Source organism: Zhenpiania hominis, from assembly GCF_014333425.1.
Lineage (GTDB): Bacteria > Bacillota > Clostridia > Peptostreptococcales > Anaerovoracaceae > Hominibacterium > Hominibacterium hominis.
Genome location: NZ_JACRYT010000004.1, coordinates 87696 through 111534 on the forward strand (window position 1 = coordinate 87696; position 23839 = coordinate 111534).

Sequence of the window (23839 nt, forward strand, 5' to 3'; positions counted from 1 at the left end):
AGGAATTGGGTGATGAAAAGATGAATTTGAAGAAAAGTACAGGGTCAGGCAGGGCAGAGAAATTCGTCTTGCGGGCAGCAGTTATGCTGCTAGCGTTTTTTATGCTGTTTTCCCTGTCAGGATGCCGGGAAAGTAAAGTGATTCAGGAGATTCTATATGACCAGGCATCGGAGGATATCGATTATGATAATCTGACAAAGGTTGCTAATAATGATGAAAATAACAAGGAAAAGGATCCGAATCTGTCAAAGAAAAAGATCGATAAAAGTAAACGGGATGCGGATCAGAAAAAGGTGGCAGCCAAAAAAGGAACCGGCAAAAATGAGGGAAAAGCAGCGAAAGAAGTTGGCGACGAGAAAGCGAAAGACGGCAAGTCAAACAAGAAAAAGAAAAAAGACGGAAAGGGAAAAGGGGAAGGGGAAGCAGCCGAAGGCCAGAATGGAGGTGGCGCTTCCAAAGATCCCAATAAAAGGCCAATTAACGATGAATCTGGAAACCAAGTGAAAAAGCCGGAAAAAGTCGATTCCGTTGTAGTAGCAGGTAGCGGTGCTGGTTTGGTCCAGATGTTGGGAGGAAGTGATATTCTGGCAGGAACTTCGGAAAGCTTCGCTAACAACAGTCTGGCGCAGAGTGTATTCTCCGGTCAAGGCATCGGTAATGCGAAACAGCTTTGGAGCGGGGATGGGACGACTCCCATGAGTGACAGTAGCTTCGAGGAAGTGTTGCGTATGAAACCGGATGTGTGCATTGGCATGGGGGGCGAAAGCAATTTCAGTGATGAGCAACTAAAAAAACTGCAGAAGGCAGGAATTTACTATATGGCGATTCCGCGTATGAATACGGCGGATAATATTGAAAACGCGGTTACAATGATGGGAGACCTGATCGGCGACCGTAGTAAGCGCGGAGGCCTTAACGCCAAAGAAAAAGCCGCCGAGTATATTGACTATTGCCAGAATTTGGTGGATGAGGTAACAGGAAAGACGGGGTTATTTACTTGGAATAATATTGATTTTAACAACGATCTTTCTGTAAGTGGCCTCAAGAGGGTCAGCAATGCTTCAACGGAGGGTAGTTATACCTTGTATGTATCTGACTGGGATAGCTCTGCAACCTTTCAAATGAGCGAAGGCGGCAGTGTGATCTATAAAGAGAAGGGAGTAGCGGTAGCGCCGAAGGGCTATTCCAACAGTCCGCTCAGCTATTATCTCAGCGTGGCGGGCGTCTGCAACAACGGAGCGCGCTTTTCAAGAGGATCAGAAGACGAATATGCAGCCATCCCACTGGTTATTAACGGGCAGAATCCGGAGATTAATGGAAGCTCACTGAGTATCTATAATGTACGGACGGAGAGTTTCCTTCGGGCAAAAGCAGGAGACATCGATGTGAGCCTGGGAGAACAGGCTAGCGGACAGAATGAATTCCCGGCGATTATCGTAGAAAGTGAATCTGTAAAATCCAGTATTGAATCTTCAGAAATGTGGAAAAAACGGGATCGTATTAAGGTTGGAAATGAGACCGATATTGGATTTGAAAGCAACGGCACTTTGATTCGCTCCTTTTCGAAAGGAGACTATGACATCTACGTGAACCCGGAAGGTGTCTGCAGCTGGTCGAAAGGATCCATTGAAAGCGTGTTGGAAAGCGTATGGGCGGCCTGGAAGTTCAGCGGAGAGTACTCAGAAAGCGAAGTGCGGGATAAAATCAGCGATTTTTATTCCCGCTTTTATGGGCATACCCTGTCAGAAAGCGAACTGAATGATATTCTGAACGGAAAATAAACAGAAAGCGAAAAACAGATTATGACAGAACCGAAGAAACAACAGAACCCTTCTGAATCGAAAATCCAGATGAAGATAACAGAAGCGGATCGGAATATATTCCGGGACGAGCAGAAACGGCGCTTTCAGATGGAAAAACGAAAGCGGACACAGGTGATCCTGCTGATCTGCCTGCTGGTCGCCTTTGTTCTGGCTGTGATGCTGCCTAACGGCGTACTTGCCAATAATATTAATCTCTCGCCGGCCTGGTATGTGAATCAGACAAAGGCGAATATTGAGGAACTGGGAAACTGGCTTGGCGGTGATACTCATTCCTGGATGAAATATATCGTTTATCGCTATCTGATAGTGGCGCTGGTAGGAGCGGCGCTGGCGGTCAGTGGAACCGTCTATCAGGGTTCTTTCCGAAATGCGCTGGCCTCGCCAACTACATTGGGTGTCCAGACCGGCGGCGTGCTGGGCGGATCGATTTATATCCTCTTTTTTATGAAAGAAGGACCGGCTATTACCACTTATCTGGAGGTGCATGAGCAACTCCAGCAAATGAACCTACTGGAACGCTACGCTCAGAGCTTTTTTATTCTTGCAGGCTGTTTGGGCACGGTGGCGCTGATTGTCAGTCTGTCAAAACTAGCAGGGCGCGGTAAGCTGTCCTCTCTGGCGCTAATTCTGTGTGGATCGGTATTCAGCTCCGTAATTGGCGGTGTACTGGAACTGGTTCAGTATTATATGTTGCTGCGTCATACCGATGATACGAAGACAACGGCGCTCCGTTATATGATGATGGGTACCTTTGATAATACTTTTACCCTGGAGCATCTGGCAATGGTGGGTATCCCTATTCTGGCGGGGATCACGGCGATGATGGTTCTGCGGGGAAAGCTGAACCTGCTGGTTTTCGGCGAGGATGAGGCAAGGAGCATGGGGATGCGGGTAGAGTTTACAAGAAATCTGATGGTAGGAATTGTGACGGCTTTGACGGCGATTGTCATTTCTTTCTGCGGAATGATCGGATTTGTCGGATTTATTGTACCCCATATGACAAGGAGAATTACCGGGTCCGATTTCCGATATCTGATGCCGGCTTCCGCCCTGATGGGGGCGCTGTGTATGACGATCGTTTACCATGTTGCTGGTATTGTCGGATATACATCCAATATAAATGTTATGACTAGCGTAGTGGGAGGAGCGATTTTCTTAGCAATGTTAATTCGGTTTAGGAGTGGACGCAATGCAGATTGGGCTTAAAGACGCGGAAAAAATCAGAATCGGAGATCAGAAAGATTATCGAAGGAAAATGAAACTGCTGATTTTGATAACAGTAGCTGTATTGCTTGTGTCTCTGTGTGTCCGCCATATTGGAGTTGGTTTTGTATCCCCGGTTGAAACTTTTGTCAACCTGAAGACATGGATTCACCTCAATCTGGGAAAGGCATTCAACTGGCCTATTTATTTGGAGCGTTTTTCCTTGCTACGGGATATGGACACCTATCCGGAAAGCGTGGGGCGCCTCAAGATTACAGTAATTACCTTTTTGTGCGGCATGCTGCTGGCGCTTTCGGGGATGCTTTTTCAGAGTGTGTTCCGTAATCCAATTGCGGCGCCGACGATGCTGGGAGTCTCCACCGGTGTGCAGCTGGGAATTCTGATCTTGATTAACAATTATGGCGCTATGGCGCTGAGCATGCCGCTGGAAAAATATGAATACTGCTATATCGGAGCTGTCTGTATGCTGGCGCTGGTTATGTTCGCAGGTAAACTCTCCAGCGGGAAAAAGAAGTTTTCCGTCTTTGACCTGCTGCTTGTCAGCGCAGTGCTTTCACAGATTGTGGGAGCTGCCATTAGCTATTATACGGTCAGCATGGAAAATGAAGAATTGCTATTATACCAGCAAATTTCCAAAGCCATGAGTGTGAATATCGAACCGGTTTCCTTCTTGGCATTACTCCTGGCCCTTGTGATCAGTCTGGTCCCGGTCTATCTGATGCGCTTCAGTTTTAACGCGATCAGTTTTGACAACGAGGAATCTTCCTGCATGGGGATCTCAGTTGGAAGGCTCAAGATTATAGCATTGCTTTTAGGAACACTGATGATTACCGCGGCTATGGTGCATTGTGGTTCTGTGGGGATGGTGTCTTTAATTGTACCTTTTATCAGCAGAGGCATTTTCGGGGCAGAGTTTCGCAGGACCTTTTGGGGCAATTTACTGATTGGAGGTACGTTGTTGGTGCTTTGCCGGGATGTGGCGTCTATGGTGAAATTCGGAGGCGACGGGCTTCCGGTGGGGACAGTGGTGGAATTTGTGACCCTGCCTATTTTTGTTCTGATTCTATTTTCGCAGAGGAGGACCTGGGAATGAAGCTGGAATTGAGAAATCTTGCCTGCGGGTACAGCGAGGAAAAGGAGATACTGGAGCAGATTAATTTTGAAGTCAATACAGGCGAGATTTGCTGTCTGCTGGGACCCAACGGAGTCGGTAAAACGACGCTCTTTAAAACGATTTTAAAGCTTTTAAAGCCTTTGGGCGGCGAAGTGCGGATTGACGGCGAGGATATTGCTCGCTGGTCACCTGCCCGGCTGGCGAAGCACCTGGCTTATGTGTCCCAGTTTCATGTACCGCCGTTTCCTTATTATGTGAAGGATGTGGTATTACTGGGACGGATGAACAGCGTTGGCTATTTCGGCCAACCGAAAAAACAGGATTATCAGATTGCCGAGCAGGCCATGGAAGATATGGGTGTTCGCCATCTCAGGGACGAAGTCTATACTGACATTTCCGGAGGAGAGCGCCAGCTTGTAATGATTGCGAGGGCCCTGGCTCAGGAACCGGACATGTTAGTGCTGGACGAACCGACAGCGAGCCTCGATTATGGCAATATGATTCGTGTCATGCGGCAAATTGTGAAGTTAAAGGAAAAGGGGTACGGCGTCATTATGACAACACATAGTCCGGATCAGGCGTTTATGTGCCGCTCAAAGGTGGCGCTCCTCCAGAGAAGCGCGCCGGTTAAATTCGGTGACGCAATGGAGATTATTACTAGAAAAAATTTGAAGGAAGCATATAAAGTTGATGTAAAAATTATTCAGTTTGTAGATGAAAACGGGCAAAGAGTGCGCATGTGCGCACCGACATTTTAATGCGGGAGGAAGAAAAGGAAAAAATGAATGTACAAACAAGATTAAGCGAGCAGGAGTTAGTGAGAGACGCCAGGCAGATTGCCGGTGTAGTGGCAAATATTGAGACTGTCATCATCGGTAAGCGAAGCGTTGTGGAGCTGGTCGTTCTGTCTCTGATTGCGGGAGGACATGTACTGATTGAGGACGTTCCCGGCGTGGGCAAGACCAGTCTGGTATCCGCCCTTTCCAAATCGATCGCCTGCCATTTTAAGAGAATTCAGTTTACACCGGATATCATGCCGTCAGATGTAACCGGATTTTCTATTTTCAATCAGAAGACACGAGAATTTGAATTTCGTCCGGGCGCGGTGATCAGTAATATCGTGTTGGCGGACGAGATCAACCGTGCTTCTGCCAAGACTCAGTCCAGTCTTCTGGAAGTCATGGAAGAACGGCAGATCACGGTAGATTCCAAAACATATAAACTACAGGAACCTTTTATGGTTCTGGCTACCCAGAATCCACTGGAATCCTATGGGACCTACCCTCTTCCGGAAGCGCAGATCGACCGTTTCCTTATTAAAGTATCCATCGGATATCCTTCTTTCGATGAGGAAGTGAAAGTCGTGGCAATGGGGAAAAAAGCAAAGCAGGCAATTAAAGCTGTCATCTCGGGGCAGGATGTGGTCCGGCTGAAGCAGGATGCAGAACGGGTTTATGTGGACCCTATGGTGGTGCGTTATATTGTGGAAATTGTAACATCTACAAGAACCCATCCGGATATTCAGCTGGGGAGCAGTCCCCGTGGATGCATTGCCCTTTACAACCTGTGCAGGGCGTATGCCATGTACAAAGGAAGAAATTATGTGATTCCAGACGATGTAAAATACCTGGCTCCTTATGTCATCTGCCACAGAGTGGCCCTTTCCCATGAGGCAAAGATCGCGGGAAAAACATCCCAGATGATTTTGGACGATATTTTAAACAGTGTAGTCGTTCCAGTAGGAGAGTCTACCGGTGCGGGAGTCCAACTGAAGCAGGCAATCAAATGAAGAAAAAGAAGATAGGAATAAAACGCTTCCGCCTGAATCTGAAAAAGGAACAGAAAAAGCGAATTCTTCTGGTGCTGTTTTGTGTCATGGCTCTGGTCGTTCTGGTTATACCGGCTGTTTTTCTCAATTCGATTTTCGGTTACCTGCCGGTAATTGTCGCCCTTTTGATGGTGGCTGCTTCCTATGGCTATCTGCAGGTTTTGAAGCGGTCACTGAGCTATGACGAACTATCGGATTTATCCAACTGCCAGAGAGGGACCAGCGTCGATTTTACCGTAAAGCTGAAGAACAAGTCGCCATTGATTTTTACAAGGCTGAAGCCCAGCTTTTACATTTCCGATTTGTTTGGAGCAGACGATACCGTTACGGAAGAGGTGATAACCTTAGCTCCCTTTGAAGAACGGAATTTCTCTTTTTCCGTGCGTTTTGATCATATCGGAAGCTACAGCGCGGGTCTGAAAAAAATACAGATTTTCGATTTGCTGGGACTTTTCTCCCATACCATTGAAAACAAAAATGACTATCAGGTGAATGTCAAGCCAAAGATTTTCGATGTGGCAAGTCTGAAAATTTCTAATTCCGCGCTTACGGAAAGCGAGAAGATGATTGTGCCGACTGTCATTGATGGGAGCGATTATGCGGGAGTCAGAGAATATGTATGGGGCGACCCGATCAAAACGATCCATTGGAAGCTGTCCGCCAGAACAGAGACCTATATGACAAAACAATTTGAAAGCTATGGCACCGTAGGGCTTTCCATTATACTGGACTTTTATTCGCCGTCCTATGACAGGGAAACCCTCATGTCCATTTTTGATAGTATTGTGGAAATCGGGCTTTCGGTAGCGGACTATGCGAAAGAAACCGGGCTTGAATATGAACTTGTTTATAATAGCCGCCATGGGGAAAAGAAGAAATTCAGCGCCGGTTATATTACAGATCTGATGGAGCTGATCGGTGATATGCCAAAGATCAGTGTCGCTGAAAAAGGCGAGCGAAAAGCTTTGGATCTGCTGCGGGAAGAAGGAAACGCCAGATACTCCCATGGGAATATCGCATTCTGCAGCGCCAATATTACCGAGGAAATGACCAATGTGCTGCTAGAACTGAAAAACAGGAAGAAAAATCCGATTTTGTTTGCCATTGTACCGGATTCTATGCGTGATGAGGAGAGGGATAAATTCCTGCGGCCTCTGAGAATTCTGGACAATGCCAAAATTGTCTTTTATATTCTATCCTCGGCAAAGGAACTGGGCGGAGGTGAAAAAATATGAGTTTTACCCGCTACTTGCGATATTCGGTATGGGAATATATTTTTTGCGCGGTGATGTGCTGCTGTGTGAACCGGACGATTTTCAGCGGATTTTATATATCGGATAATCTGCAGGATAATTATGTGCTGCTGATCGGGATGTCCTGTGCGCTGTGTGCCCTGCTCTTTGCGGGGAGCTACAATCGCAGGAGCGTGCTTATCGCGGCAGGCGCGTTTGTGGTGATGGCCGTTGCTTTTCTGATCATTGCCAGGCAGAGCAGCGGAGGGGCAAATATTTTCCACGATCAGGAAGGCAATCCATACCTGTACTTTATTATTTCTGTGATTGCGACTGTCATTGTGTTCCTGCTTACCAGAACCAGGACAGGGACTGCGGCCCTTTTTATAGCAGGGGCGTTCACACTGGCGATGATCCAGTTTTTATACAGGAGCAATCATCTGATTGCACTGTTTCTGTTTATTCTGGCTTGCGGCGCCATGCTGCTGTACAAGAATTACTATAAAAGTGTTTTGGAATCGCAGACCGTGAGAACCGCTTTTGGCAGGATGTTTATATTCTCCATTGCCTTGTGTCTGGTGCTGACCCTGCTGGGAACCGGAATTTTTTACGGAATTGCTAAAGCCTTCGATCCACAGGCCAGGGAATTGAAGCTGATTACCAAATATATGGCTTTGGAAACTTTGCAGAAAGTGGGAATCGCGGACTTAAGCGCCTTGCCGGATTATGATAAGACGACGAAAAACACCAGCGATCAGGAGCGCAAGGCGAAAGAAGAGAAGGAAAAGAAAGAGGAACAAGCTGAGGGAAACAACCAGAAACGGGAAGTGCAGAATAAGGATCAGAAAGATCCCAACCGCTTGGACAGCCGTGAAGATCCGGCTTTCAATGTGGTGAACTATTTAAAGAAAACCCATTTATGGGTGCTGTTCCCGATTTTGCTGCTCCTTCTTATCGCGGGAGCGATTTTCGCCAAAATCTGGTCCAGAAAGCGCTGGATGCAGAAGCTGGAACCGGAAAATAACCGGATTAAAGTGGTGGAAATGTATCAGTATTATATGAAACGGCTGCGGCGCATGAAGATCCGCAAAGCGCCGGAGGATACGCTGTTCCAGTTTGTGGAGAAAGCCGGAAGCCCGCTTCAGCATTTTACCGCCGGAGATACGGATTTCCGAAAACTGACGGCTCTTTACGTCCGCGCCAGTTATGGTAAGGAGGACATCAGTGATTCGGAGTTTCAGAGTTATTTGAACTTTTATCAGGTATTTTATAAGAACTGCCGGCAGTACCTGGGAAGGTTTAAATATATACTAAAGTTTTTCTATTTATAACGGAAAGGAGAAAAAAATGAATCTCGTACATACATCGAGAAAAAAAGTGTTGGCGCTGGTTGTAGCGGTTGCCATGCTGGCAACGCTGATTACGCCGCTTTCCGCGAGCGCGTATACCATCGATGACAGCTTAGTGCCGACGGAACCAATGGAGGTAGATAATAATATTATCAAAATAGGCGCTCATGCGGCAGCAACGACAGCCGTGCATTATCTGGGCGGAAATCTGGTGACCGAAAGAGGATCGGATTTTGATAAAGAAGGTGGCGCATATGGAGAGGGTGAAAACTCAGCAGGCTTATCAGCTGCCCAAAAACTGGAAAACGCAAAATCCGGACTGAATTTGACGATCTTCGGGTCCAAATTGACATCCAATCCGGATCCCTATCTGTGGAACTATTTTTATAATCTTTATGCTGATGCAAATAATAAAGAAAAATCGAACGATGCTGTATATCTGATTCCGCAGCAAATGGGACCAACTTCTGCAGATACAACGATTATTGAGGAGCTGGGGACATCCTATACCCTGGATCGGAGACCGGAAATCCTCTATGGCATTGGAAACGATACTCAAAATTATAACAGCCTGATTGAAGATATTCGGGCGAAGGATGCAAAAGAAGGCGATGCGAACTATAATCCGATTCAGGTGCAGGCAAAATCCGGATCTATTGTAAATCAGACGGAAACGATGTATGATTTGGCGAAAGCCATGAACCAAGTGGAAGGAAAGCATGGAAGATACGGCGATCCGATGGAAATCGCGAAAAAGTATGAACGCCTGCAGAAGGGGCTCCAGCTTTATGTAATGAGCAAGATTGCATCCGGTGAGATTCAGAAAAAGAAGGTTGCGGTAATCGACGCTGCTGGTTCTGGTACAGAAGGGCTGAATAACCGATATGCAGCTTTTACAAGTGACGTTTCCCAGGGAACCGCAGATTCACAGAGAGCTGCGGAATATGCAGAAAATGTGTCTGACAATCTGGTAAATGTGCTGAACGTTAAAGATGAAGGCAGTGAAGGCGCCCCTGTTTATTATCTGACTGCGGAACAGTTAAAACAGGCGGATGTGATTATCACAATTGGTCAGCGTAATACACCGACTACAGAAGAGGGAATGACGGAGAAGCTGAGGGCAGATGGCTGGACGGATGAGGATCTGAAAGATGTTTCCTTTTTCACGACTGCACCTGATGGAATCTTTGGAATTGTCATGAACTCAGTAGAAAATGTTATGGGAATACCGGTAATACTGGGTTCGCTGTATCCGGAAACAGTCAATATGTATCATGGAGCTATGTATATCTATGAGAACTTCTGGCACACAGATAGCGCAAACCTTAACGCGTTGATTAACGCTAACTTCAACGAAACAGGCGTGGATGTTCCACAGGGAGTAACGGCAGCTGGTTATGACAGTAATAAAATTGAACAGATGGTGGACGAAGGCTTCGCATACTACAGCGCTCATGCTTCTTCCATCAAGCAGACCAATCCAAAACTGGTTCCGACTGAAAACCTTGGAATCAAGGAAGCGGAAACTCCGACAACTCCAACTAAAACTTCCATCCGCAATGCGACTATCACAGGAGTCCCATCTAAAGCCAGCGCTTACACCGGAAAGCGGAAAAAGCCAAATGTAAAGGTAGTTCTGGGAGCAAAGACGCTGAGAAACGGAACAGACTATAAGGTAACTTACTCCAATAATTTGAGACCGGGAAGAGCGACCATTACAGTAACAGGAATCGGGAATTACACGGATACAAAGAAAGCTTACTTTAACATTTCACCGAAAAAGGCGAGCATGAAAAAGACAAAGGTGAAGAAGAACAGACGCCTGACGGTGACTTGGAAACGTCAGACTATGGCGACCGGCTATCAGGTAGTAGTGGGAACCAACAGAGCGACCACAAAGAATAGAAAAGTGATTAATGTTACCAGAAATAAGACCACTTCCAAAACCTTCAAAAAGCTGAAGAGAGGTAAGAGATACTATGTAAAGGTAAGAGCTTACAAAAAGATTAACGGCAAGAAGGTTTATGGAGCATACAGCAAGGTTAAAAAATCAGCGAAGATTAAGCGGTAAGTTGTAACAATTTGATAAGATAAACAGCAAAGTTAGTCCGGCAGAGCTGTGTGAGGGCTGCAGCAACAGGAAATATAATCAGTTGCCGCAGCCCTTTTGTTCGATTTAGAATGGAAAAGAGAGGTAACTTATGGACTTCAGCAAACTAAAAAAACGAAACGAAGCAATGGATTTATTACTGGAAAACTGGGCGCCGCGGCCGGAGACAGAATTTGTGGAACTGGACGACGCGGAGGGATACGTGCTTGCGGAAAACCAATATGCTGCTTTTTCCATCCCAGTTGTACGGGCGTCAGGAATGGATGGAATCGCGGTGCGATACGATGATTTCTCGGAGGGAATTCCGGATACATCAGGCTGGATAGAAGGAAGGGAATATGTACGCGCGGATACGGGAGACGACTTTGACGACGCCTATGACACGGTTATTCCCATCGAACGGGTCACGATATTGGAGCAGGGCGGACTTTCTCTGGATGCGGATGTGAAAATTGAGAAAGGGATGCATGTTCTGGGAAAGGGCTCTATGTTGTGGGAAGGTCAGCTTCTGGCAGAAAAGGGTACGCGGCTTCAGGGAAGACATTTAGCAGCCCTGGCATCCGGCGGCGTGTGTCAGGTCCCGGTGATACGCAAGCCCAGGGTTGGTTTTATTCCTACAGGAAGCGAGCTGATTCCCGCGGGAACAACGCCGCGGCGAGGACAGAATATTGACAGTAACAGCATTTTAGCAAAATCCATGCTGCGGGAAATGGGAGCGGAGCCGATCTGTTATCCCATTGTGAAGGACCGCCAGGACGAGTTGTCCCAGGCTCTGGACAAGGCCCTTTCCGAATGTGACATTGTGATTATCAACGCGGGCTCTTCCAAAGGGAAAGAAGATTTCAACACAAGACTGTTGCGCTCTAAAGGAAAGCTGCTGTGTCACGGAGTCGCCGCGGTTCCGGGACGGCCGATGGGCGTAGCAGTGATTGAGGGAAAAGCGGTGATTAATATACCGGGTCCGTCTATGGCCGCTTTTTACGGATTGGATTGGATGATACGTGGCATCGTTTGCAGATGGTTGGGTATCCCTCTTCCAAAGCGTCCGGTGGTTCAGGCGGAACTTTTAGAAGACCTTCCGGCGCCGCCCTTTTTGGAGCGACTGGTCTTTATAGAACTGAGTGAAAAGGACGGAACGTATTTTGCGAAGTCTCATGAGCGCGGTGAAAAAGGAAGGCGGCACGCTATGTCGTCAGACGGAATATTTGTGTCCTCGCTGGGAAAAGGAGGTCTGAAAAAAGGCGAGATCATCGAAGTGGAATGGCTGGATTAGCGCAGATGAAAGAGCGCCGCGCGAACAAATCCCTGAAAGTTTGAACCCAAGGACGCGCCCCGCGACCAAACCGTTAAAAAGCAATCGAAAATTGCGTTTTTTAGCGAAAGTTTGGGAATAATCTTTTGAAATTCTTTCTTTTTTGAGGAATTTGACCATTATATTCAAACATATAGAAAAATATGGATATCAATCGCAACCAAATATTCAAGACTTGAGAAATGTTCGCGCCCCGCACCGACGGGGCGTCTTTTATTCGATTATTTTATTTACAGGTGCAGGAATTCCACAAGCGAAAGGGCCAGGGCCTGCGCGATTTCTTCGGTATGACGAACCAGCCATTGGGCGTCTTCTTCGTTGTCATGGTAGGCTAATTCCGCGAGAATTGCGGGGGATTTTGTCTTTTTTAACTCTGCGAGAGACGCGTTTGGGATGACGGCTACCAGAGCGGGAGTTGGATAGATTTTTTTTAGGTTCTCCGCGAAATGCTTTGCGGCTTTTTCCCCCTGAGAGCTTCCCGCGAAGTAATAGATATCTGGTCCCTGAATAAGCCCGGATAGATTCTCAGGCGCTGAGTTGGAATGGAGAGCGAGATGAAGATCCGGATTTTCCGCGTTGGAACGGGCGATAATCTGCGGCAGGGTATCATAGGGGCTGTTTCTCGCAAAGGAAATACCCTTTTCACGCAGCAAGGGAGCCATAGCGTCAGCGATGCGATTCATATGGTATTCTTCGTTTCCGGCGCCGGACACATAGATATGATGATCCTGTAGGGAGGGGCTGAGGTACACGCTGGGCATGAGAGGAATCCTCCTTTTTTCTTTTAAATTATGCATGGAAGGGCAGAAAGGTGTTTCGCCGCGAAACAGCAGTTCAGGAGGCGGGCCAGAAGATGGACTCCAGGAATACAAGGACCCCAAACACGCAAAAGAGGATTAGGATTATGCCAATCAGGTATCCGAGGAGCCGTATAAGACCCGAACGTTTCATTAGAGGGAAAAAACGCTGAATCCCCCGGTAGTTCCCCAAAAAGGCAATGAGAGCGAAAAAGGCAATCCCTGTAAAAATACGGTTCAGATATAGCTGGGAGGTGGGAATGGGTTCTTCCAGAGTCAGTGATGCGCAAAGATACAGCACAAAAAAGTATCCTGCGGCTGAAAGCAGGCGGCAGGGAAAACTACTTTTTCGAAATCCAGGAGGCAGAAAGCTGCGTGCTTTCTCATCCTGAACCGCACGGCAGGAATCGATTTTTTTTGCTGCGTGCTGAAGAGACCTTTTTAAATCCTCTGCGGATTGGTACCGACGGTCCGGGTTCAGCTCTGTACAGCGCCTGATAATGCCGGTTAAAGTTCCTTGGTAAAGAGCGTCTCTGGGCACTTTTCCAATAAGGATCCGGTTGAGCAGGACACCAAGGGCATAAATATCCGTACGGGGATCAGACTGACGGAATCCATATTGTTCCGGAGCCGCGTAATCGGCGGTACCCATCAGAATTGTGTCTCTGGTCTTTTCTGACTGGACCTGTTTTGCCGCGTTAAAATCAATCAGCTTGGGTACGCCGTCAGAGCTGATTAGAATATTGGCCGGTTTGATGTCACGATGAATAACAGGAGGATTTAAAGTGTGCAGAGGAGACAGGATATCACATAAGCGGACAATAAGTGCGGCTGCCTCTGTTTCGCTAAAGAAATCGCTGCTGTCTAAGATTTTGGAAAGGGATGACCCCTTTATATATTCTTCAATGAGGATAAGTGTCCCATTTTCTTCCACACAGTAAAAAATCTGAGGAATACCGGAAAAATGGCGTGCCTGTAGCATCCGGTAAACGCTGGGATCATAGGAGGTAAGAATCTTTTTAACAAAAAAATCTCGATTCTCCACATGCTGAACCAGCAGAATCCGGGTGTTTTCTTTTTCTTCAATTACAGCGACCTCCCGATAAAAAGAGAGGTTCAATGCGTCTTCCGGTTTCATAAAACGACCTCCTGACATTGATTTTTCACTGAAACCATTATATCATAGTTTGAAGAAAGAGATCGTACAACAAAGGGTGAATTTAAGATGGAATATGAAACAACCGGGCGGCTGGAAAATATGCTCCGCCAGATAAACAGCGAAAGCGGCGCGCGGCAGTTTGTGAATGAACACACGGGCGGAAACGGCAGAAAAACATTTTCTTCCTATATGAATGAAATGATTGCGCAGAAGAATCTGGAGCTAAAAGAGGTAATTGCGGCAAGCGGAATCAGTAGGAATTACGTGTATCAGATTCTGAATGGGCGCAGGAGCAATCCGGGAAGAGATAAAATCCTCGCAATCTGTATTGCGGCCAAGCTTTCTTTTTCTGAGACAAATCGTGCCTTGAAGATAGCCGGCGCGGGAATCCTCTACGCGAAAGATGAACGGGATATATGGATTGCAGTAGCTCTGAACAGGGAGATTGGAGATGTTTTGAAAGTGAATCTGATGCTGGAAGAAAAGGGGGTGGCCTCTCTGGATATATAGGCAGAAAAGACGAATCGTGCTGGCAGCACAACAACAAGACGACCGAGTTCTTTAAGATAGAGTTAATTATGAAAAAAGAAAGAGAGGATATCTTAATGAAGACGGCCAAGTTAGTGCTGGGAATTATTTCGATGGTTTTGTGTTTATTTGTTATTTTTCAGTCCTGTGCGGCAGGTGTTAGTAATACCCTGGAGGAAAGCGGGGAAGTCAGCGGAACTGCTGGGCTGATGGTAGCGATCTGCATGCTGGCAGCGGGAATTATCGGCGTGGTTACAAGAAATAGCAGCGGAGGAGGCGCCTTTACCGCAGGGGGATTTTATTTGCTCGCCGCTATTTTGGGATTTACAAACGCGGGAAGTTACACGGATCTGAATATCTGGGCAGGTGTGTGCGTGGCGTTTGGACTGGTGTTTATTATTGGGACACTGGTGGAACGGAAACGAAAACAAAATTAGCTTTTTTCTTTCCTTGTGACTGCGTTGAAAAAAGCAGAAATTCAATATAAAATTTTACAGGATTAAAAGAGCTGACGAAACACAGTATAAAGCGAAGACTGCCATTTGCGCAGCTTCGCTTTATTGCATTTAAGGATAAGGTATCCAAAGCAGTTTTTCAAACGCGAACATTCTCGCTCCTTGATAATAAAAGATGCAGAATTTCGTTAAAAAATACCATATTATGGATAAAATTATACAATCGGGCCTGTAAATCCGAGCCACTTCCCGAAATATAGAAGAAAAATGCACCTTTTCCCTCTATTTAGGAAAGCTTGTTCGCGCGCCGCGCCTTTCGCCTGGAATATGCGGCCATTTGTTCGCGCGTGTTCCGGCTTTTCAAGGAGACTGCGAACCGCGCCCGATTCCAACCCGGACTATTCGCCAAAACTTGCAATTTCCGAAATTATATGATAAAATTATACGGTTACAATTTTATGTATGATTATAAATGAAACATGGATAAAGGGAAGCAGGGAATACAGAAATGGCAGAAAGACAGAAAATTATCAACATCGCGGTGATCGCTCACGTTGACGCGGGAAAATCCACACTGGTAGACGCATTTCTCAACCAGAGCGGCGTTTTCAGGGACAACGAGGAAGTCGTGGACTGTGTCATGGACAGCGATGACATCGAACGGGAACGGGGAATAACTATTTATTCAAAAAACTGTTCAGTTATGCACGGAGATGTAAAAATTAATATTGTAGACACACCGGGACACGCGGATTTTTCTTCCGAAGTGGAACGAATCATGAAAACCGTCGATACGGTTATCCTTTTGGTAGATTCCAGCGAAGGACCGATGCCTCAGACGCGTTTTGTACTGAAAAAATCCCTGGAGCAGGGAATCAACCCGATCCTTTTAATTAATAAAATTGATAAAAAGGACGCGAGAATCGAAGAAGTCGTAGACGAGGTCTACGAGCTGTTTATGGATCTGGAAGCAAATGACGAACAGCTGGACTTCCCGATTCTTTACGGAATCGCGAGACAGGGAATCGTTGTCTACGATCCGAAAGACGCGGAGGGAATCGATATCGGCCCGGAGGACAAGAAAACGAAAAAGAGCGCCAAGGGCATGAACGGTCTGGACATCACGCCGCTGTTTGATACCATTATCAACCACGTGCAGCCTTATCCGGATCGGACGGAAGAACCGCTGCAGCTTCAGATTTCCACCCTGGGTTACGATGATTACATCGGAAGGCTGGGAATCGGAAGAATCACAAAAGGTACCCTGAAAGCCGCCCAGAACGTGGTTGTGGCAAAAGGCGACGGACAGCTGGTACAGAGAAAAATCAATCAGGTATTCATCTACCGGGGACTGAAGCGGGTCGCGGTAGACGAAGCCCAGGCCGGCGATATTGTGGTGGTTTCCGGAATCGCGGATATTTCCATCGGAGAAACCATCTGCGATGAAACCGATCCTCAGCCGATGGAGATGATTCATATTGAGGAGCCGACGCTGTCCATGAATTTCATGGTAAACAAGAGTCCGTTCGCGGGGAAAGTAGGAAAGTTTGTAACCTCCCGCCATATCAAAGAACGGCTGAACCGGGAACTGGAGGTCAATGTGGGACTGATGGTGGAAGAAACCGACTCCACAGACAGCTTCAAAGTATCCGGGCGAGGGGAGCTGCACCTTTCCATCCTCATTGAAAACATGAGAAGGGAAGGCTACGAACTGGCGGTTTCCAAGCCGGAAGTCATTATGCACAGAGATGAAAGAGGCAAAGTACTGGAACCCATTGAGGAAGTGGTGATTTCCGTGCCGGACGAGTATTCCGGATCGGTCATCTCTAAATTGAACCTGAGAAAGGGCATCATGAAAGAAATGGCCGCGGAAAACGGGTTTACCAGACTGGAATACCTGGTTCCGACCAGAGGCCTTTTGGGATATCGGACAGAATTTATTAACGATACCAGAGGTGAGGGAACCATGGTGCGCCGTTTTGACAGCTTTGATGAATATAAAGGGGAGATCCCCCACAGAACCAACGGTGTAGCTATCGCCCAGGAAGAAGGAGTGGCGACCCCGTACGCGCTGTTTAATATCAGCGAGCGGGTGCAGATGTTCATCGAGCCGGGGACAAAGGTTTATGAAGGCATGATTGTAGGTATGAACAGCCGCGGCGATGACATGGTAGTAAACCCATGCAAGGCAAAGAAGGCAACTAATATGAGGGCCGCGGGAAGCGACGAAAACATCAAACTGGCGCCGGCGAGAACCTTTACTCTGGAGGAAGCTCTGGAGTTCATCGCCGATGACGAGCTGGTGGAAATTGTTCCTGATGATATCCGTCTCCGTAAGAAACTACTAAAAGAACTGGATCGTAGAAGAAGCGGAAGAAGGATTGATTAGGAGGTCTTATGCTGAACGAGCTTGGTATTACCGAGAAGACAATCGATCAGCTGATAAACCTGGGGCTGTCGATTGTGATTCTGGCGGTAGGATGGATTGTAATAAAATTTATCATACGCATCGCGCGCAAAGCATTGGACCGAACTTCCCTGGATCCGGTGCTGTACCGATTCATTTTAAAAATTTTGAGAATCGTGATGTGGATCATTCTGGCTCTCACCATTATGGAACGGTTCGGTTTCAAAATGAGCAGCCTGATTACGGTTCTGGCGGCAGCCGGAGCAGCCATTGCCTTGGCGCTGAAAGACAGCCTGGCCAATGTGGCGGGGGGCATTATGATTCTGATCAACAAGCCCTTTGCCCAGGACGATTTTATTGACATCAACGGAACGACCGGTAAAGTGCGGGATATTGACCTGTTTGTGACCCATCTGAAGACCTATGACAACAAGGTTATTACCATTCCCAACGGCATGGTCAATACGTCAGTGCTGATTAACTATACAAAAGAAAGTAAGCGGCGGGTGGACTGCTGTTTTGGCATCGGGTATAATGACGACATTCAGCAGGCAAAAGATATTCTGGCGTCTATCGCGGAAGCGAACCCGCTGATTCATACCGATCCGCCTCCGATTATCGGCGTGGCGGGACAGAATGACAACTGCGTGTCCATTGATCTGAAAGTCTGGTGCGAAACCGATGATTACTGGGATGTAAAGTACTTTTTAGAAGAAAATGTAAAGCTGGCTTTTGATAAAGCGGGCATTACTATTCCCTTCCCCCAGATGGACGTGCATATCCGGGAAAAAGAGTGAAACTGTGTTAATTGTAGCGGAAATCCGCGAGAAATGATAAAAATAAAATATGAGGATAAAGAAAGGAGACTCCGAATATGGAAAACAGAAAGTTTAAAAGAGTACTGGTGGCGAATCGAGGAGAAATCGCCATCCGAATATTCAGAGCCTGCAAAGAACTTGGTATCAGAAGCGTAGCGATTTATTCTGAAGAAGATAAAAATACGCTTTTCCGGACAAAAGCAGATGAATCCTATCGAGTAGGAAAGGGAAAATCACCGGTAGACGCTTATCTGGCGATTGATGAAATCATCGAGCTGGCAAAAGCGAAAGGCGTAGACGCGATTCATCCGGGATATGGATTCCTTTCTGAAAATGTGGCTTTTGCCAGAGCCTGTGAAGAAGCGGGAATCGTATTCATCGGACCTACATATGAGATGATGGAACATCTGGGGGACAAGATCCAGTCCAAGATCGTGGCCAATAAAGTAGGCGTTCCGACGATTCCAGGCGTGGAAGAAGCGATCCGGACTGAGGAAGAGGCGGTAAAATACGCGGAATTCTGCGGATATCCGGTTATGCTCAAAGCGGCGGCAGGCGGCGGCGGAAGAGGAATGCGGATTGTAAGGACGCCGGAAGAACTGCTGCCACAGTTTCGCAGCGCCAAAAGCGAAGCCAAAAAAGCCTTCGGCATTGACGATATTTTCATAGAGAAATACTTGGAACGTCCAAAGCACATTGAAGTACAGGTGCTGGGAGATAATTATGGAAATCTGGTTCACTTATATGAAAGAGACTGTTCCATTCAGAGAAGACATCAGAAAGTCGTAGAGTTCACTCCGGCGATCTGCATTTCCGATGAACAGAGAGAAAAGATCTGCGCGGACGCGCTGAAAATCGCCAGCGCGGTCAATTACCGCAGCGCGGGAACGGTGGAATTCCTGGTTGATAAAAATGGAGATCACTACTTTATTGAAATGAACCCGCGAATCCAGGTAGAACATACCGTAACGGAAATGACGACAGGAATTGATATCGTTCAGTCGCAGATTTTGATTGCAGAAGGATACAAGTTGGATTCCGACGAAGTAAATATCAAGGGCCAGGATACCATCCGGCCGAGAGGCTACGCGATTCAGTGCCGTGTCACAACCGAAGACCCGATTAACGGATTCGCGCCGGATACCGGTGTGATTACCATGTACCGCAGCGCTTCCGGATTTGGTATTCGTCTGGACGGAGGAAACGCTTTCACGGATTCGACCATTTCTCCGTACTACGACAGCCTGCTGGTAAAAGTAACCTCCTGGGCGAGATCTTTTAAGGATGCGACAAACAAGGCGATCCGCGCCCTGCGGGAAATGAAGATCACAGGTGTTAAGACTAACGCCGCTTTCCTGCTCAACGTGCTGAACCACCCGACGTTCCGGGCGGGACAGTGTGATACGGGCTTTATCGCGGATAATCCGGAACTTCTCAATATTCGCGCCAGGGAAGATAAGGAACTGAAGGTGTTGAATTTCCTGGGAGAAAAATTTGTCAATGAAAATAAAGGAATCAAGCCGGAATTCGACGTGCCGGTGTTCCCGAGAATCAAACAGGATGTGATTGACGGCCTGACCGGAACAAAGCAGATCCTGGATGAGAAGGGACCGGAAGGACTGGCGAAATGGATTCTGGAACAGAAAAAACTGCTGCTGACCGATACAACCATGCGTGACGCGCAGCAGTCCCTGATGGCTACCAGAGTGAGAACCGTGGACATGGAAAAAATCGCGCCGGCGGTCGCGTACTACGGAAAAGATCTCTTTTCCCTGGAAATGTGGGGAGGAGCCACTTTTGACACATCCTACCGTTTCCTGAAAGAATCTCCGTGGGAACGGCTGGATACGCTGCGCAAGAAGATGCCGAATATCCTGTTCCAGATGCTGATCCGCGGCGCCAACGGCGTAGGCTACAAGAACTATCCGGATAATGTCATCCGCAGATTTGTCAAGGAATCGGCCAATTCCGGAATCGATATCTTCCGTATCTTTGACTCCCTCAACTGGATCGAAGGCATGGAAGTGGCTCTGGATGAAGTTCTCAACCAGGGCAAGGTCGCGGAAGCGTGCCTGTGCTACACCGGAGATATTCTGGATGACAGCAGAGAAAAATATAACCTCAGCTACTATGTGAAGATGGCGAAAGAGCTGGAAAAGAGAGGATCTCATATTCTGGGCATTAAGGATATGTCCGGACTGATCAAACCGATGGCGGCGAGAAAGCTGATCGACGCGCTGAAACAGGAAATCAGCATTCCGATCCATCTGCATACCCACGATACCAGCGGAAACGGAATCGCGACGATTCTGATGGCGGCCAGCGCGGGAGTGGATGTTGTGGACGCCGCGTTCAACAGCATGTCAGGACTGACCAGCCAGCCGGCGCTGAACTCCGTAGTCGCGGCTCTTGAAAATACAGAGCGCGAAACGGGAATTGATCCGGACGGAATCCAGAAGATTTCCGATTACTGGGCAGCGGTAAGACCGGTTTACAAGAGCTTTGAGTCCGAACTGCTGGCAAGCTCCGCGGAAATTTACAAATATGAAATTCCGGGAGGTCAGTATTCCAACCTCAAACCGCAGGTGGAAAGCTTTGGTCTGGGACATAAATTTGAAGAAGTGAAAGACATGTATAAGACGGTTAACGAAATGCTGGGCGATATCGTCAAAGTAACGCCGTCTTCCAAGGCAGTGGGCGATATGGCCATCTTCATGGTGCAGAACGACCTGACGCCGGAAAACATTTACGAAAAGGCGAAGGACATTGACTTCCCGGATTCCATCGTATCCTACTTTGAAGGAATGATGGGACAGCCGGAGGGCGGTTTCCCGGAAAAACTGCAGAAGCTGGTGCTTCACGGAAAAGATCCGATTACCTGCAGACCTGGAGAACTGCTTCCGCCGGAAGACTTCGATGGAATCAAGAAAAAGCTGCAGGATGAACTGGGACTGGAAGGAACCGAAAGAGAGGCGCTCAGCTATGCTCTCTATCCGAAAGTATTCGAGGATTATGTAAAGAGCCTGAAGAAGGAAGGAAACTTCCGCCTCATGGGAAGCGATATCTTCTTCCATGGCCTGTCGGAAGGCGAGACCTGCGAAGTGAAGATCGCCGAAGGAAAAGAACTGGTGATCAAGCTGATTAACGCCAGAGATACGGATGAAGAAGGCTTCCGCGACGTTGTCTTTGAAGTAAACGGAAACCGCAGCGCGGTACGGATCAAGGATAAGGACGCGAGCATCGTCGCTACATCTTCTCAGATTCTCTACGCCAACGCGGAAGATCCGTCGGAAATCGGCGCCAATATCCCGGGCAACATCCTGAAGGTGTTGGTAAAAGAAGGCGAAAAAGTAGAGGAAAAACAGCCGATCGCGGTGATTGAGGCTATGAAGATGGAAACCAATATTCTGTCACCGATGGCCGGCGAGGTCGATAAGATCTACGTAAAAGAAGGCCAGCAGGTGAAAGCGGGCGAATTGGTTGCCAAGCTGAAGTAAACGCGCGGCTTTTGGGCAGGTTTTAAGAAAAGGAGTTTGTTATGGGCGATGGCATCATTGCGAAATTTATCTATTTCTGGATCTTCCTGATCGGCGGTCTTTTCATGGCCAGGATTCTGGGGATTGCCGATACCGCCTCGAATATGGCGGTGCTGAGCATTTCCATGGCCTTCATCTATGTGGGCTGGAATCTCCTGCGGGCGAAGGGCAAGAAAAAGGCGGCTCAGAGGGAAGCGGAAAAACAGGCGGCAATGAAAAATAGCAGACCGAAACCGAACCACAATCATAAGAAGAAAAAAAGATGATACAAAAATCTCCCCAATGACAGGATGGCTGTGTCGGCGGGGAGATTTTTATATGAACACGGAGTTACAGCGTAATGGGCACCTCTGGGATGATGCTTTCCGGAAAACAGTTTAGAACAAAAGTTTTAAAAGAATCCACTCATAAACCAATAGATATGCTATAATGATCAGGCGGATATCCAACTTTGAATATGAAAGGCGTTGAGGAAGACGCATCTAAATTGCAAGTGTATTTAATAAAGGAGACAGCAGACAATGTGGCAGAGAAAAGATGTAAAAAAGAATGCTTTCCGGACAATGAAGAAGAATTACTGGCGTATTTTGGGAATCAGCTTACTGATTGCCTTTATCGTGGGCGGCATGAAGGTTGATTCCCATTTAGATCGCGCGGTGGTTCATTTCGCGGGCGATACCATGGGCGGACGGCTCTACGCGACCACCAACTCCGATGTAATCAATGACTGGGTATTCAGCACGGGAAGCGTTGTTGTTGAGGATGGAGAGGCAAAGGTACTTACCTTTTTTGGAAATCGCTATACGCCCAAAAAGGGAGTGTTGGCCAAGGTGTATAACCGGGTGACAGAGGATCGATCCGTTTTTTACGGGATTCTGAACAGTATCAATAACATGGCGTTTAAAGACCGCTTTGGACAGGGAATGATTATTCTGGCAGGCGTGGTGCTGATGGCGTTTTTTTATGTTCTAATCGTAAATGTTCTGCTGGTAGGGCAGTGTCGTTTTATTATGGAAAACCGCTGTTATCCGGACAGCCGCTTCGGGAGGCTGATGTTTCCGTGGCGTGTCCGCAGATGGCGGCGGGTTTCTTTCGTTATGTTCAAAAAATCGGTGTTCCAGTTCCTTTGGGATCTGACGATTATCGGCGGCTTTATAAAAAATTACTCCTATAAAATGATCCCGTATATTCTGGCGGAAAATCCGGATATTGATCATAAATCCGCATTCCTGCTTTCCCGGCAGATGATGAATGGAAACAAATTCAGAACGTTTTTACTGGATCTGTCATTGATCGGATGGCGTCTGCTGAACGTTCTGACTTTGGGACTGCTGAGATGGCTGTTTATCAACCCTTATGTAGATATGATATATGGAGAGTTGTACTACAGGCTGAGAAAAGAAGCGATTGAACAAAAAATGCCGTTGGCATCGTTTCTCAATGATCCATCCTTGTATGTGGAACCCACGCAGGCGGTATCTTCTGAGTATCCGGTTGAAACCTATCCGCTGTACAGGGAGCAGACGAAGAGATGGCTGAAGCTGGATTATCACAGAACCTATTCGGTATCATCTATCATTTTAATGTTTTTCTCATTCTCCTTTGTCGGATGGCTCTGGGAAGTATCTCTGCATCTGTTCGGCGACGGTGAGTTTGTAAATCGCGGTTTTTTTCACGGCCCGTGGCTGCCGATTTACGGAGCGGGAGGCGTTCTGGTGCTGGTACTGCTGAAACGCCTGGCGGACAAGCCGCTGCTTTTATTCCTGGCGGCAGTAGGGGTCTGCGGTTTTGTGGAATATATGGTAGCCTGGTTCCTGTGGGAGACGCAGCACATGTACTGGTGGAATTACACCGGCTATTTCCTTAATCTCCAGGGCAGGATTTGCGCGGAAGGCGTGATTGTATTCGGACTGGGCGGATGCGCGATGATTTACCTGCTGGCTCCGCTCTTTGATGAAATTTTCAAGAGGATTCCCAAAAGGATTATGACCGTGCTCTGTGTGGCCCTGATTGTCATATTTATTGCCGATACCGTTTACTCTATCATGTCGCCCAATAGCGGAAAGGGAATTACCGACTATGAGCATCATGTGGAAAAAAAACTGCCGGAGGGCGGGAAGCCTTTGGAGCTGCAGTAGACAAAGACC

At 47.4% G+C, this 23839-nt stretch carries 18 protein-coding genes; 16 read left to right on the plus strand and 2 right to left on the minus strand.

Translation table 11 applies throughout. From position 1 onward, the window contains the following. Window positions 1–20: 20 nt before the first annotated feature. The 9 genes from H9L42_RS06095 to H9L42_RS06135 all read left to right on the plus strand — a co-directional run bounded on the left by H9L42_RS06095 (window position 21) and on the right by H9L42_RS06135 (window position 11953). A complete protein-coding gene (locus H9L42_RS06095; protein WP_187302501.1) occupies window positions 21–1781 on the plus strand; it encodes a TroA family protein in 1761 nt (586 codons plus the stop codon). Window positions 1782–1802: 21 nt separating this feature from the next. After that, window positions 1803–3029, plus strand: a complete 1227-nt coding sequence (locus H9L42_RS06100) for a FecCD family ABC transporter permease (protein WP_187302502.1) — start codon at window positions 1803–1805, stop codon at window positions 3027–3029. Beyond that, window positions 3013–4140, plus strand: a complete 1128-nt coding sequence (locus H9L42_RS06105) for a FecCD family ABC transporter permease (RefSeq protein ID WP_187302503.1) — start codon at window positions 3013–3015, stop codon at window positions 4138–4140. Before H9L42_RS06100 ends, H9L42_RS06105 begins: the two co-directional genes overlap by 17 nt. Beyond that, window positions 4137–4919, plus strand: coding sequence for an ABC transporter ATP-binding protein (locus H9L42_RS06110; RefSeq protein WP_187302504.1), 783 nt, complete (start codon window positions 4137–4139; stop codon window positions 4917–4919). Before H9L42_RS06105 ends, H9L42_RS06110 begins: the two co-directional genes overlap by 4 nt. Window positions 4920–4942: 23 nt before the next feature. Continuing rightward, complete coding sequence (locus tag H9L42_RS06115) at window positions 4943–5950, plus strand: AAA family ATPase (protein WP_207734930.1); 1008 nt, start codon at window positions 4943–4945, stop codon at window positions 5948–5950. After that, window positions 5947–7224: a DUF58 domain-containing protein gene (locus tag H9L42_RS06120; protein ID WP_187302505.1), complete on the plus strand. Its 1278-nt coding sequence runs from the start codon at window positions 5947–5949 to the stop codon at window positions 7222–7224. The genes H9L42_RS06115 and H9L42_RS06120 overlap by 4 nt, the downstream gene beginning before the upstream one ends. Next, window positions 7221–8552 carry a DUF4129 domain-containing protein gene (locus tag H9L42_RS06125; RefSeq protein WP_187302506.1) on the plus strand — a complete coding sequence of 444 codons (1332 nt, stop codon included), beginning with the start codon at window positions 7221–7223 and terminating at the stop codon, window positions 8550–8552. Before H9L42_RS06120 ends, H9L42_RS06125 begins: the two co-directional genes overlap by 4 nt. Before the next feature lie 16 nt (window positions 8553–8568). Beyond that, on the plus strand, window positions 8569–10641 hold the full coding sequence (locus tag H9L42_RS06130) for a fibronectin type III domain-containing protein (protein ID WP_187302507.1): 2073 nt from the start codon (window positions 8569–8571) through the stop codon (window positions 10639–10641). 130 nt (window positions 10642–10771) lie between these two features. After that, window positions 10772–11953: a molybdopterin molybdotransferase MoeA gene (locus tag H9L42_RS06135; RefSeq protein WP_187302508.1), complete on the plus strand. Its 1182-nt coding sequence runs from the start codon at window positions 10772–10774 to the stop codon at window positions 11951–11953. A gap of 269 nt (window positions 11954–12222) precedes the next feature. Here H9L42_RS06135 and H9L42_RS06140 read toward each other — a convergent pair whose 3' ends face one another. Both H9L42_RS06140 and H9L42_RS06145 read right to left on the minus strand, forming a co-directional pair. Then, on the minus strand, window positions 12223–12753 hold the full coding sequence (locus tag H9L42_RS06140; RefSeq protein ID WP_187302509.1) for an N-acetylmuramoyl-L-alanine amidase family protein: 531 nt from the start codon (window positions 12751–12753) through the stop codon (window positions 12223–12225). A gap of 73 nt (window positions 12754–12826) precedes the next feature. Then, on the minus strand, window positions 12827–13927 hold the full coding sequence (locus H9L42_RS06145; RefSeq protein WP_187302510.1) for a serine/threonine protein kinase: 1101 nt from the start codon (window positions 13925–13927) through the stop codon (window positions 12827–12829). An 87-nt stretch (window positions 13928–14014) separates the two neighbouring features. Here H9L42_RS06145 and H9L42_RS06150 point away from each other — a divergent pair, with 87 nt between their 5' ends. The 7 genes from H9L42_RS06150 to H9L42_RS06180 all read left to right on the plus strand — a co-directional run bounded on the left by H9L42_RS06150 (window position 14015) and on the right by H9L42_RS06180 (window position 23830). Next, the gene (locus H9L42_RS06150; RefSeq protein WP_187302511.1) at window positions 14015–14458 is read left to right on the plus strand and encodes a helix-turn-helix domain-containing protein; all 444 of its coding nucleotides are present in this window, start codon (window positions 14015–14017) and stop codon (window positions 14456–14458) included. Window positions 14459–14526: 68 nt separating this feature from the next. Beyond that, the gene (locus H9L42_RS06155; protein ID WP_346726289.1) at window positions 14527–14913 is read left to right on the plus strand and encodes a hypothetical protein; all 387 of its coding nucleotides are present in this window, start codon (window positions 14527–14529) and stop codon (window positions 14911–14913) included. A 526-nt stretch (window positions 14914–15439) separates the two neighbouring features. Beyond that, a complete protein-coding gene (gene typA / locus H9L42_RS06160; RefSeq protein ID WP_187302512.1) occupies window positions 15440–17320 on the plus strand; it encodes a translational GTPase TypA in 1881 nt (626 codons plus the stop codon). A gap of 8 nt (window positions 17321–17328) precedes the next feature. Then, complete coding sequence (locus H9L42_RS06165; RefSeq protein WP_187302513.1) at window positions 17329–18135, plus strand: mechanosensitive ion channel family protein; 807 nt, start codon at window positions 17329–17331, stop codon at window positions 18133–18135. A 77-nt stretch (window positions 18136–18212) separates the two neighbouring features. Next, complete coding sequence (locus H9L42_RS06170; RefSeq protein ID WP_187302514.1) at window positions 18213–21653, plus strand: pyruvate carboxylase; 3441 nt, start codon at window positions 18213–18215, stop codon at window positions 21651–21653. A 41-nt stretch (window positions 21654–21694) separates the two neighbouring features. After that, on the plus strand, window positions 21695–21958 hold the full coding sequence (locus H9L42_RS06175; protein WP_187302515.1) for a hypothetical protein: 264 nt from the start codon (window positions 21695–21697) through the stop codon (window positions 21956–21958). 255 nt (window positions 21959–22213) lie between these two features. Further along, window positions 22214–23830, plus strand: coding sequence for a DUF975 family protein (locus H9L42_RS06180; protein ID WP_187302516.1), 1617 nt, complete (start codon window positions 22214–22216; stop codon window positions 23828–23830). The last annotated feature ends 9 nt before the right edge of the window (window positions 23831–23839 follow it).